General features: G+C 54.0%; 12 protein-coding genes and 1 pseudogene. 4 read left to right on the top strand and 9 right to left on the bottom strand.

From position 1 onward, the window contains the following. The 5 genes and pseudogenes from CPA45_RS07925 to salA form a co-directional block, all read right to left on the bottom strand. A pseudogene (locus CPA45_RS07925) lies at window positions 1–254 on the bottom strand (benzoate 1,2-dioxygenase large subunit); the annotation flags it as partial. A 93-nt stretch (window positions 255–347) separates the two neighbouring features. Continuing rightward, entirely contained in the window at window positions 348–1,322 is a 975-nt protein-coding gene (gene catA / locus CPA45_RS07920) for a catechol 1,2-dioxygenase (RefSeq protein WP_096651011.1), read from the bottom strand. A gap of 62 nt (window positions 1,323–1,384) precedes the next feature. Continuing rightward, window positions 1,385–1,675 carry a muconolactone Delta-isomerase gene (gene catC / locus CPA45_RS07915; RefSeq protein WP_096651010.1) on the bottom strand — a complete coding sequence of 97 codons (291 nt, stop codon included), beginning with the start codon at window positions 1,673–1,675 and terminating at the stop codon, window positions 1,385–1,387. 57 nt (window positions 1,676–1,732) lie between these two features. Beyond that, a complete protein-coding gene (locus CPA45_RS07910) occupies window positions 1,733–2,851 on the bottom strand; it encodes a muconate/chloromuconate family cycloisomerase (RefSeq protein WP_096651009.1) in 1,119 nt (372 codons plus the stop codon). A 487-nt stretch (window positions 2,852–3,338) separates the two neighbouring features. Beyond that, window positions 3,339–4,625: a salicylate 1-monooxygenase gene (gene salA / locus CPA45_RS07905; RefSeq protein ID WP_096651008.1), complete on the bottom strand. Its 1,287-nt coding sequence runs from the start codon at window positions 4,623–4,625 to the stop codon at window positions 3,339–3,341. A 203-nt stretch (window positions 4,626–4,828) separates the two neighbouring features. Between salA and CPA45_RS07900 the strand changes: the two genes are divergently transcribed. Beyond that, window positions 4,829–5,734 carry a LysR family transcriptional regulator gene (locus CPA45_RS07900; protein WP_096651007.1) on the top strand — a complete coding sequence of 302 codons (906 nt, stop codon included), beginning with the start codon at window positions 4,829–4,831 and terminating at the stop codon, window positions 5,732–5,734. Between the two features lie 37 nt (window positions 5,735–5,771). Here CPA45_RS07900 and CPA45_RS07895 read toward each other — a convergent pair whose 3' ends face one another. Beyond that, a complete protein-coding gene (locus tag CPA45_RS07895) occupies window positions 5,772–6,662 on the bottom strand; it encodes a LysR family transcriptional regulator (RefSeq protein ID WP_096651006.1) in 891 nt (296 codons plus the stop codon). Between the two features lie 202 nt (window positions 6,663–6,864). On the opposite strand from CPA45_RS07895, the gene CPA45_RS07890 reads away from it, so the two are divergent. From CPA45_RS07890 to CPA45_RS07880, 3 genes are read left to right on the top strand one after another with little or no spacing between them, the layout of a single operon-like run. After that, the gene (locus tag CPA45_RS07890) at window positions 6,865–7,077 is read left to right on the top strand and encodes a DUF3311 domain-containing protein (RefSeq protein ID WP_096651005.1); all 213 of its coding nucleotides are present in this window, start codon (window positions 6,865–6,867) and stop codon (window positions 7,075–7,077) included. Continuing rightward, complete coding sequence (locus CPA45_RS07885; RefSeq protein ID WP_096651004.1) at window positions 7,070–8,527, top strand: sodium:solute symporter family protein; 1,458 nt, start codon at window positions 7,070–7,072, stop codon at window positions 8,525–8,527. Before CPA45_RS07890 ends, CPA45_RS07885 begins: the two co-directional genes overlap by 8 nt. A 16-nt stretch (window positions 8,528–8,543) precedes the next feature. After that, window positions 8,544–9,845 (top strand): amidohydrolase, encoded by a 1,302-nt coding sequence (locus tag CPA45_RS07880; RefSeq protein ID WP_096651003.1) that lies wholly within the window; start codon window positions 8,544–8,546, stop codon window positions 9,843–9,845. A 71-nt stretch (window positions 9,846–9,916) separates the two neighbouring features. Here CPA45_RS07880 and CPA45_RS07875 read toward each other — a convergent pair whose 3' ends face one another. The 3 genes from CPA45_RS07875 to CPA45_RS07865 form a co-directional block, all read right to left on the bottom strand. Continuing rightward, window positions 9,917–10,318, bottom strand: a complete 402-nt coding sequence (locus tag CPA45_RS07875; protein ID WP_096651002.1) for a nuclear transport factor 2 family protein — start codon at window positions 10,316–10,318, stop codon at window positions 9,917–9,919. Window positions 10,319–10,353: 35 nt separating this feature from the next. Then, window positions 10,354–10,494 (bottom strand): 3-keto-5-aminohexanoate cleavage protein, encoded by a 141-nt coding sequence (locus CPA45_RS07870; protein ID WP_244287551.1) that lies wholly within the window; start codon window positions 10,492–10,494, stop codon window positions 10,354–10,356. 65 nt (window positions 10,495–10,559) lie between these two features. Next, window positions 10,560–12,062: an SLC13 family permease gene (locus tag CPA45_RS07865; protein WP_208858467.1), complete on the bottom strand. Its 1,503-nt coding sequence runs from the start codon at window positions 12,060–12,062 to the stop codon at window positions 10,560–10,562. Between the last annotated feature and the right edge of the window lie 292 nt (window positions 12,063–12,354).

The following is a 12,354-nucleotide window of genomic DNA, read 5'->3' as shown; positions in this document are numbered from 1 at the left end:
AGTTCGCCCTGCTTGTCGCGGGTGATGATCACCGGCTGGCGACCCATGGTGACGGTCATGTAGTCACCGGGTTCCGCTACCTGGCTCTCGTGGGCCAGGAACAGCCAGTTGCCTTCGAAGATGTGCTTGAGTTCAAGTTCAAAGAAGGCGGGGTCGGTGAACATGCTGCGGTGGCAGCGGAAGATGCCCTGGGCGGGGTCGTCTTGGACGGCGCCGCGCACGCGGGCCTCGAGCTGATCAAGCTGCGTGGTCATGATCTCTCTCCTCGTATTTATTATGTCGCGCTGTTATATCTCGCAGCGACGGGCCGGTGGCCCGCCGCTGTCACGGTGACAGAGCTCGGTCGCTTAAACCTTGGCAGTACCGGCGAGCTGGCTAGCCAGATCCTGGTCGTCTTCTTTAGCCCGTGGGCGGGCGTGGCGCACTTGCAGCTCGGGGGCTTCGGTTTGGGCCAGTTCGACGTTAAACACCACATGGGAGAAGGGGCCGTCCAGGTCGCGCTTGGCAATCTCGGCCGGGTCTTCGATACGCTCGGCGGGGACGACCAGCTCTTCCCGGGTGGCGAAGGCGAAGTCGTCAAAGGTGTAGGGGTCGCCCGCCAGGTTGATCTGGGTGGTCAGGTGCTGGTGGCCCGGGGCGGAGACGAAGTAGTGGATATGCGCCGGACGTTCGCCGTGACGGCCCAGGGACTTGAGCACCACATCGGTGGGTGCGCCTTCGGGTACGCCGTAGCCGGAGGGAATAATGCTGCGCGCGGAGTAGCGGCCGTCGCTGTCTGCGTAGATCGTGCGGCGCATGTTGTACTCGTCCTGGGAGGGATCAAAGAACGAGTAGCCGCCCTGGGAGTTGCAGTGCCAGATTTCAACTTTGGCGCCAGGGATCGGGGTACCGTCGACATCGCGCACCTGACCGGTCAGCCACATCACCTCGGCATCGGGATCACTGCCGTCGTCCATGCGGGCGAACCCTTCCGCTTCCGGGGCACCGGCCACGTAGAGGGGGCCTTCGATGGTGCGCGGGGTGCCGCCGGTGCGCTTGGCTTCGGCATCGATGGCGTCCTGGCGCATGTCCAGGAAGTGGTCAAAGCCGAGACCGGGCGAGAGCAACCCGAACTGGGTTTGACTACCCAGGGCATTGAGGAGGTTAACGCCTGCCCAGTACTCTTCCTCGGTGACATCGAAGTCGTCGATCAGCTTGAACAGGTCGCCGACCAGGCGATGAACGATCTGCTTGGCGCGCTCATTGCCGCCAGTCTGGTCGAAACCGGCGACAGTTTTAATGAAGTCTTGCACTTCGGGGGTATCGAATATCTTCACAGTCATGGTGTAACCTCTATCTTTATAAACTATTTTTTATAAGAAGAACTGGCGTGTTCTATGGGTAATTAGCTGTCGTCGTCCCGCACCGAAGAGGGATGGCGACAGAGGGGTTTGACGGAGATCTCCATATAGGGGAAAAGCGGCAGGTTACTGACGAGCTCTTGCAGCTCGGCGTTGTCTTCCACGTCAAAAATACTGACATTCGAGTAGCTACCCGCTACCCGCCACAAGTGGCGCCATTTGCCCTGACGCTGTAGGTCTTGGGAATACGCCTTTTCAGTCGCCTTAATCTTTGCCGCTTGCTCTGCTGGCATATCGGTCGGCAACTTAACGGTCATCTCTACTTGAAACAGCATACGTCTCTCCTCTTGAATCGCGGGCGAACGCAAGCGATGGCTTTATTTACCTGGCGTTTATTTACGTGAATAATGAGCCAACTTATCTTCATCTAAGGTGATGCCCAGTCCTGGCCCTTGCGGCAACTCAACCCCAAACTCGGTGTAGTTGAGGGGCTCAACGACAATGTCATCTTTTAACAGCAGCGGGCCGAACATTTCCGTGCCCCAGGCCATTTCGGGCAGCGTCGCCCAGGCGTGTAGAGCGGCGGCCGTGCCAATGGTGCCCTCTAGCAATGTGCCGCCATACAGGCCGATCCCCGCCGCTTGCGCCACATGAGCCAGTTCCAGCACACCGTGAATGCCGCCGGATTTGGCAATCTTGAGGGCGAAAGCACCATTAAAGCCGCTACAGACTAGATCTAACCCATCGCGGGCATCCTGCACAGCCTCGTCAGCCAGCATTGGCACGTTGAAACGGTTAGCCAAACGTACTAAACCGGCGTGCTCTCGGGCGGGAATCGGTTGTTCAATCAGCTCAATGCCGGCATCCTGCAGCGCCTGAATACCCCGCACTGCCGTGGATTCATCCCAGGCTTGATTAACATCAACTCGCACACTGGCACGGTCACCCAGAGCCTCTTTAATCGCCGCCACATGACGTACGTCCTGATCAAGCGGATTAGCGCCAATTTTAAGTTTGAAGTCGCAGTGGCGGCGCTGTTCTAAACGCAGCAACGCCTCATCGATATCCTTGGCGGTATCGCCGCTGGCCAGCGTCCATAGCACGGGCAAGTGTTGTTGATGAGCGCCACCAAGAAGGTCAGCGATACTCAAGCCCAAGCGCTTGCCCTGGGCATCTAATAACGCGGTCTCTAGTGCTGACTTGGCAATCATATTGCCGCGGGCGTGGCGATTGAGTCGGGCACGCAACTGATGAACATTGTGAGAAGGCTGACCGATCAACAGCGGTGCAAGGTAGGTATCGATATTACGCTTGATGCTCTCCGGGCTTTCCGGGCCATAGGCGAGGCCACCAATCGTGGTGCCTTCGCCGAGCCCTTCGATCCCGTCAGAGTGACGCATGCGCACAATGACCATGGTTTGGCAGGCCATGGTGGTCATGGAGAGTTTGTGAGGACGGATGGTCGGTAGGTCGACCAGCAGCGTCTCAATATGTTGGATGACGGTTGACATGGCAGCTCCAGCGTCTGGCAATCATTTAACTAGGTATCAGTTTGATTGGCGTTAGAAGTCGGAACCAATATTGTTTAGGTGCTTGGCCATACCGAGGAGGTATTACCAATAAGCGGACAATCCTACCCATTTAGCTGACAACCACGTTGGTTTGGGCACTTTAATTTTTCCTATTACGCTATCCATTATTTTATAATTGATAATTCTTTTTTTATTTCAAATACTTAAAAAAATAGCGCTGCTATGAATTAAGTATCATCACCAATTTGGTGACAATACTTATGTAAATGCACTGCAAACACGTGTTGATCTATTACCAGTAACTCACTACTAAGGGCTGAACTAGCGCTAAACCCTATGTCCAGCCGTTATTTATAGCGTTCCACCGCATTCTCCAAAGCGCACTGAAACAGGCGTCTCTTGCGACAAAAGAATAAGACTACGCTGGAAAATCGACGTTATCTCATTGCTAAGTGGGTAACTCAGGCTAGTTGACTAGCCCTAATGCCTTCCTTGCCGACAATACGTCATCCTGGGGGTCATGATTCCAGAGCCAATCGAAGCGGTTTTCCAGGTTCTCGATGAGCTTGCTCTCATCACTGCCAATACCAACACCCGCATACTCGTATACATCGCCCGCCTCATGAGAAGTGCGCTGCACTTTGCAGGTACGTGCACGGCGCACCTGTTCGAAGGCGGCTAGCACATCGCTTACGTTGTCGCGGTGGCAACTGGCATCCGTCAGCAGAGTGGCGAGCACATAGGCATCTTCAAGTGCCTGACCAGCCCCGGCCCCCTGGTGGGGTACTAACGCGTGGGCGGCGTCACCAACAATCAGCACCCGACCACGATGGTAGTGAGCCAGTTCCGGTAACTCATGCAGCGCCCAGCGGGTTGGCTCAGGAATGCATTCAAGCATTGCCTGGCAAGCAGGGCTCCAGCCCTCAAAGACGTCCAGCATCTCCTGTTGGGTGACGGTTTGTACCCACTCTTCACCTTCAGGCAGTGCTGGATTAGCTGTTGAGCGGTCGGTGATAAAGGCAACCACGTTAATCAATTGCGACTGTTTAACCGGGAAGGTCAGAATGTGCCGGTCTCTGCCTAAATACATCTGGGGCACCAGCGCTAGGCGCTTCTCACTGCCCTTAGCCTCCAAGGCAGCCTCTAGTTGGTCAGTCGGAATCATGCCGCGATAAGCGTAGGTGCCACTCCAAAATGGATTTATCTCGCCGTACTCCTCTGGGGGCAAGACATGACGGCGCACCGCGGATTTAATGCCATCAAAGCCGATAATCACATCGCCGGTAAAGTGCGTGCCGTCGTCAAAGCAGGCGGTGGCGCTATAGGTATCTTGCTTCACCTCGATACAGCGCTTACCGAAGTGAGCGATGCTATCTGGTAGGTTGGCGACAATGGCATCCAGAAAATCGGCACGGTGAACTGAAGACTGGCCCACACCAGGGGCTAAACTGGCAGTTAAGTAGCCATCATCACTACCCCGCCGCCACTCAAACCACACATCCTCAAAGGGGGCTGGTGAAGAGTCGGCAATCCGCTGATAAGCCTCTTCCAACCCCAGCAGCTGAATGGCTTTTACCGCGTTGGGGCCAAAGGAGACCCCGGCGCCAATTTCTGAGAACTGGGGGGCCGCTTCGAAAAGTTGAACATCAAGGTTGCGGTCCCGGGATAGCGCGACGGCGAAGGCTACGCCACCGATACCGCCACCGACAATGCCAATTGAGAGACGTTTTTGCTGTGTATGTTTGGCTGGCATGTTTCACTCCGCTCAAGGATTTATCGTTATCATGGTGAGCTTCACGCTCTGCCCCTAACGCTATTAGGATGAAACAACGGCCACCACACAGCCCCCTTAATTTGAACTATAAACGGTGCTAATAACAATATGAATCAAAGAGTTGAAGACACTACCTGCGACGAAAATAGACTATTGTCGAACCCTCAACAGAGCGCATCCTGATGGTCAAGCTTGCCAATATCGACCTGAATTTGCTGGTTGTGTTTGACCTGCTGTACCAAGAGCAAAACACTCAGCGGGTCGCACTACACCTTGGCCTTACGCAGCCAGCGGTAAGCCATGCGTTAAAGCGTTTGCGCCTCTTATTGGGGGATGAGCTCTTCGAACGCACCTCGCAAGGGCTCCAGCCGACGCCTCGCGCCAGCCAGCTTCACCCCGGCATTGCGGACGCGTTAGCCAGAGTGAATGACACCTTGAACCGGCGCGACGATTTCAACCCAGCACTGAGTGAGCGCACCTTTAATCTCAACATGACGGACATTGGTGAAATCGTTTTTCTGCCACGCTTACTGCAGCATTTCTCCCAAGCGGCACCAGGTATCTCCCTCCACACCGCACGCAGCCACAACAATGAGCTGAAATACGAGATGGAAGAGGGTCAGATCGATTTAGCCGTTGGACTGATCCCACAGCTTGGCGCAGGCTTTTATCAACAGCGGCTATTTGTGCAGCGCTATGTCTGCCTCATGCGCCATGACCACCCACTCGCCACAGGTGAGTTCGGCTTAGAGGAGTTTCGCTCAGCCCATCACGCCGTTGTCGTTGCGCAGGGAACCGGCCACGGGGAAGTAGAAGAGCAGCTAGCAAACGCTGGTATTAAGCGCCCGGTTAGATTAACGCTGCCGCATTTCGCTGCCGTTCCCTACATTGTGAGCAGCAGCGATCTAGTGGTAACGGTGACGGGGAAGCTGGCCGAAGCGACGTGTGAACGATTTGGGCTCACCGTTCGTCAGCACCCTCTCGCGTTTCCAGAGATTCCCATCAACCTCTTCTGGCACCGCCGGTTTCATCAAGATCCCGGCAACCGCTGGTTGCGGGGGCTGATGTTTAGCATGTTTTCTGAGTAAAGGGCTTTGACGAACGCCAACGTTTAAGGCACCCGCTTTACTCAAATATATCTACCGCCATTTGAATAAAATTATCGAGCACAGGAGTAATATTACCTATTCGCCATGCTAGCCATAACGGCATATCGCAGGTAGTTAACTCATCTAGCTCTATAAAATGGATGCCTGGCATAGGGTGACTGCGACTGGCGGCCGGCACAATCGCCACACCCAAACCTGCCGCCACCATACTGAGGATGGTGATGTTATCGGCACCATACTGCACTACGTGGGGCTCGAAATTTAAGCGTGAAAAGTGTGCGACCACGCGGTCGTGATAGACCGGTGAAATGCTGCGGTACCCCCATACAAATTCAACCCCAGCAAGCTCCGCTAGGTTTGTCGGTGGCAATTGCGCCCAGGACGAAGTGGTAGGTACGGCGAGGATCAAGTGATCGCGCTGTAGCAGATGTGCCTTGATGCCTGACGGTGCATGATCATCGTGATAGATAATACCGACATCGATGCCACCCTGTTGTAGCTTCTCCAGCTGAGGGCCAGAAAGGAGAGGAAAGACATCCAGGGCTACATGTGGATAGCGACGGCGATAGCCGCCCATAAGCCTAGCCACTTCCGGTACCCACAAATGCGTCACGGTTACTCCAAGACTGAGTTTACCAGTTTGACCACTACCCAGCGCCAACAAACGCGTCTTGAGGTCCGCACGTTCATCTAACATTCGTGTAGCCTCGCCATAAAGCGCACGCCCCGCCACAGTCAATCGAATACCGCGAGCGTGACGATCAAGAAGCCGTGTACCAACATCTTCTTCCAATAGCCGCATCTGCCGTGTCAACGCAGGCTGAGCGACATGCACTTTTCGGCTAGCAGCAGAAATCGACCCTGTCTCCACTACGGCAATAAAATACTCCAGCTGGCGAAACTCCATTGGCTAATTATTTCCTCCCATAAGCTCGTTTACTCGCCTTTAAGGGCAGCTCAACGCAGCTGCCACCATTTGAGACCACATCGCCCACCCATGCCTATATGATATGGCTAGCATCTAAAATCTATATTTTTGGTATCTCTATCCTTGTTTCATAGTGAATCAACAACCCATAACAAGACTCGCCATGGCGAGCAGGAAACCTATGAACAAGACCTATCACCTTCTAACGGGGTTGCACTTTGCCGTGTGCACCCTAGCAATGATCTGGCCCGGCGCCCTGATCGCTAATCGTATCGAACCTACCGTGCTTGGGCTGCCCTTTCTATTTTTCTGGTACATCCTTTGGATGCTGATTCTTTTTGTCGGCATGTGGGTTGCCTTTGTGGTTCGCCACAGAGGTGGTCGCCATGAATGATTCGTTCATTGTCGTCGGCATCACCTTAACTTATCTCGCTCTGGTGCTATGGGTGGGGCTTCGCGCTCGAGGTCAGGAAAATTCAAGCTTGGAGGGCTATGTAGCGGGAGGACGACATGTGGGTGTGGTGATTCTGTTCTTCATCCTCGGTGCCGAGATCTTCTCCGCATTTGCATTCCTGGGTGCTCCAGGCTGGAGCTATCAGCACGGTGCACCAGCCTTTTATATTCTGGCTTACCTGTCGCTAATACCCATCACTATTTGGGCCATGGGGCCGCGAGTGGCCAAATTAGGTCGGGAGCGGGGTTATCTCACTCAAGGCGACATGATTACCGATCACTACCAAAGCAAAACGCTGGGTATGCTGGCCGGGGTGATCGGCGTGCTTGCACTGGTGCCCTACCTTACCATCCAGATAGCCGGTGCCGGCTTACTGTTTCAGGCGGCTACTGATGGCCTGATTCCGTTCTGGCTGGGTGCGCTGCTGGCCTTCCTGGTGGTCGCCGCCTACGTCTTCTGCAGTGGCCTAAACGGCATCGGCTGGACCAACCTACTCCAAGGTATCATGATGATAGTCATCGCTTGGTTCCTAGGCCTGTCGATATCGGAGCGCCTCTACGGCGGCGTAGGCGAAATGTTTAGCCAGATCCAGTTAACCATGCCGGAATATCTGACCATGCCTGGGGCCACTGGCATGAACTGGGGCTACTTCAGCACTGCAGTACTCGTCAGCGCTTTCGGCGGTGCCATGTGGCCGCATCTGTTTATGAAGTTCTACTCTGCTGATAGTGGCAAAACACTGCGCAAAGTCAGTGTCTTTTACCCGCTCTACGCCTACCTGCTGGTGCCGCTGCTGTTTATCGGCTTTGCTGGCATCTTGACCTTCTCCGATACTCCTTTAGAGCGCTCTGATACGGTACTACTACGCATGGTGATGGACGTGGCCAACTTCTCGCCCTGGGTCATCGGTTTGATGCTCTCCGGCGCACTGGCTGCTGCCATGTCTACTGGCGCTAACCTAGCCCATACCGCTGCCGTGGTGTTGGTGCGTGATGTATTCGGTCCCACCATGATGAAAGGCGCCAGCGAGAAAGCGGTCGTCAGCGCAACACGCTGGAGCGTGCTCGGCCTCTCATTAATTGCTTACCTGTTCGCGCTGGCCAACCCGTCATCGCTGGTACTACTCCTGCTCGGCGCTTACGGATTGATTGTCCAGCTCTTCCCTATGGTGATTGGCGCACTGTTTATGCCACAGCTGCGCCGTGCCAGCGTCATGGCGGGCGCCCTATTCGGCAGCCTAGCCTACTTGCTGATGGAGTTCGCCTGGAGCTCTCCACTTGGCTGGCACGCTGGGGTCTGGGCAATGCTGCTCAACGTTGGCGTTGTGACAGCTTGGCAGTGGCTCGTTAAGCCTGCCCTTACAGCTCCTACCTCAACACACTCCCATTGAACGCCTGGAGAATAACATGGCTACCCAAACAGAATGTTTCAATTTAAAAGATGCTATCAGCAAACAGGCAGAGGCAACGTTCGTAGATATTCAAACGCTATACCGTGAGTTGCATCGGACGCCCGAGCTTCCCTTCCAGGAGTATAAAACTAGTGCGCGACTCGCCGATGCTTTGGAAAGTCTTGGCTATGAAGTGACACGCGGCGTAGGCGGCACTGGCGTCGTCGCTCTAATTAATAACGGAACTGGCCCTACCGTCATGCTGCGTGGCGATATGGATGCCCTTCCCATCAAGGAGGAGACTGGGCTCGATTTTGCCAGTAAAGAAACTACTACTGCAGCGGATGGCAATGAAGTACCACTGATGCACGCCTGCGGGCATGACCTACACAGCAGCTGTATAGTGGGGGCAGCAGCTGTGATGGCAGCGCTAAAGCAGCACTGGTCCGGCACGTTGATGCTGATCTGTCAGCCTGCTGAAGAGATTTTTGGCGGCGCCAAAGCGATGTTAAATGATGGTCTCTATGAGCGTTTCCCACGCCCAGACATCATTTTAGGGCAACACAATATGCCAGCATTAGCAGGCAGCGTTGGGCATATCTCTGGGAGCGCCATGGCCGCATGTACTAATTTGGCGGTGACTATTCATGGTGCTGGGGGCCACGGCTCCATGCCCGCACAAACGGTAGATCCGGTAGTGATTGCTGCGCATGTTATCACCCGCCTTCAGAGTATCGTTTCCCGGGAAGTGCCACCGGAAGAAACAGTGGTAGTCACCGTAGGAAAGCTTCACGCGGGTACCCAGGCAAATATCATTCCCCACTTCGCAGAGCTTGAGATTAATATCCGTAGCTTTGATGATGCACTGCATAGCCAAGTAGTGGCGTCTATTGAGCGAATCATCCGCGCAGAATGCGAGGCAGGCCGTTCGCCCAACCCGCCGGAATTTCGAGTGCTAAATGGGACTATCACCCTACACAACGATCCGATGGCGGTAGAGCATGTTCGCCGCGCCCACGCGAGGCACTTTGGTAATGCCAACCTCTACGCCATGCCACGTATTAACGGTAGTGAAGATTTCCCGCTCTTTGGTAATACCGAGGCAGGCGGTTTTGGTGGCGAAGATATTCCCTACGTCTACTGGTTTATTGGCGCCACGCCTGCCGCGCGCTGGGCAAAAACCTCAGGGGCAAGCGTGTCACAGAAAATGCGCCACCTTGAAATGCCACACTCGCCCTACTATTACCCAGGCAACGACGTCACTCTACGCACTGGCATCGAAGCCATGGCAGTAGGTGCTCTCGCATATTTAACCTAAAGTCGCCACAACCCAAAACGGCAGTGGTATCACCACTGCCGTCTTTCTCACATTGCCCCCTGTCGAGCCGACTACGGCTTGGCCCATGCCGCGCGACTGCTATGAGCAGCGGTCTTATTGGTGATTTTCCAAGTGCCTTGTATCTTGAGTAGCGCAATCACATCTACCCAGGAATCCTCAAGATTTTCACTATTATCAAAGCCTAGCAGCACACTGGCGACCTCTCCGGCCTGAGTGATGGCAATAAAGCGGCTCTTGACCACTCGCTGGCTATTCGCCCAGCGTTCGAAGCGGTCGCTGATTAGGTCGGTTGCCAAGGCGCCATCAGCGTCTAGAGCAAAAATCCACGCATTCTTATGAAATGCTTCCTGAAGCTTTTCTATACTGCCCTGAAAGCCATCAACATACAGCTGTACAACGCGCTTAATCTCATCAATCTCCGGTGCATTACCCACGACAGTGGCATTTGTCATCTCTTTACTCCTACTTATTCGTTGTCATTTTTTGTTTATAACCCAAATCTCTCATGCGCTTGCTGCCAGGTAGCCACCGGGCGCCCATGTCTCTCGCATAGAGCGACGGTGCTCTCGACCAGCGCGGCGTTGGAGTGTGCCAGGGTAATTACTGTCCAGGCACACGTTATCTTCAAGACCTAGAGCAAAGATTAATCAGCACCAAATCCGAATCGCTACTAATGATGTTAATAACCACTGGTTAGAAAGAGACACCAAATACCAGAGGAACAATGGTGTAGAGCGCAATCATAATCATCAGTAAGCCGATGACGTTGAGCCAAATACCTGCCCGGATCATGTTCTTGATCGGAAGATCCCCTGTTGCGAAAGCCACCGCATTGGAAGGTGTCGCCACGGGCAACATAAAGGCGCAGCTCACGGCAAAGGTAACCACAATGGTCATCAGGAAGGGTTCAATACCCAACCCAACGGCGATAGATCCCATAATCGGAAAGAAGGCCGCCGCCGTCGCCGTGTTACTGGTTAGCTCGGTCAATAGGATAATGACGATAGCCGTGATAGCTAGAATCAAAATTGGCGGTAGCCCCGACAACCCCGAGACGCTCTCGCCAACCCAAGCACTCAAGCCAGTGGCAGTGAACTGGGCTGAAAGTGTTAGGCCACCCCCAAATAGAATCAGCACTCCCCAGGGCACGTCCCGAGTAGCCGACCACTCCAGCAGCGCACCTTTTCCTTTAGAGGCCGGAATCACAAACATCAGAATAGCCGCAAGAATCGCCACACTGGTGTCGTTGATGTTACCCAACCAAGGCAGCACACTCTGCACTACAGGAAGTCCCGCGATTAACGGCACGAAGACCCAACAGAACACTGCCCCGGCAAAGACCATCAACACACGCGACTCTTCAGGCGATAAACGGCCCATTCCCTTAAGTTCTGCCTCGATCATTGTCCTCCCGCCATGGATATTCTCAACTTCCGAACGGAACACCAGCTTGTTAAGCACTAACCAAGCCAACATCAGCATGGTGAATGAGAACGGCACCCCCACCAGCATCCAGTGACCAAAGCTAATGCTAAGCCCGTGGGTGTCTTCCATATAAGCACGCATGAGGGCCATTGGCGGCTGGCCGATCAACGTGGCCATAGAGCCAATGGTGATGGCATAGGCAATGCCCAATAGCACAGCGGCAGAAAACTTGGGCGTGTCATCACCGTTACCCAGTGACTTTACTAGCGCGATGATCGAGCCTCCGATTGGCACCATAATCACTGCGGTGGCGGTATTACTGACCCACATGGTGATAAACCAGCTAGCGAACATCAGACCAAAGACAATTTGAGCAGGCTTGGTACCCACGGCGAGTACCGTCAGTAGCGCGAAGCGGCGGTGTAAATTCCAACGCTGCGTTGCCAGGCCCAACAGCACGCCTCCCAATACTAGAAAGACAATGCTGTGAGCATAGGGCGAGGCGGTCGCACCAACCGAAGCAATATCGAAAAAAGGGAATAGCACCAGCGGCAGCAATGACGTGGCAGGAATAGGAATCGACTCCGTCATCCACCAGGTAGCCATCAACATAGCGATACCAGCGACAAGTCGAGCATTGAAGGCCAGCGTATCAGGCAGAAGGAAGAAAACACCTAAGCCAATGATGACTCCCATGACAAGTGAGATTGGCTTGAAAGCAGAGACTTCCGCGTAGGATGCCCGTTCAACGGCATCAGTGGTTTGCAACATGGTAGTTACCTGCACAGGAATGACAGTGCAGGTCAGTGTTACGTTTACGTGGTCGCGCTACCAATACCTCTCAGGTTGACCCGCATACCTAAGCGAGCAAAGCACATAGATGCAAAGACCTCTTTATAATCATATAAAATCAATATGTTATCAGTTTTATAGTGGCTATTCAGATAATTAACATATTCATAATTATCATGCGGGGGGGATATCCGACTGAGTCACGACTTATAGCTTACGACTAATGAATATATGGCCGGAGGGCGGAAAACTTCTCGCCCTTTCATGGCCT

Source organism: Vreelandella nigrificans, from assembly GCF_002374315.1.
Classification (GTDB): Bacteria; Pseudomonadota; Gammaproteobacteria; order Pseudomonadales; family Halomonadaceae; genus Vreelandella; species Vreelandella nigrificans.
Note: the sequence above shows the minus strand (reverse complement) of the source record. Positions and strands in the feature narration are given on the sequence as shown.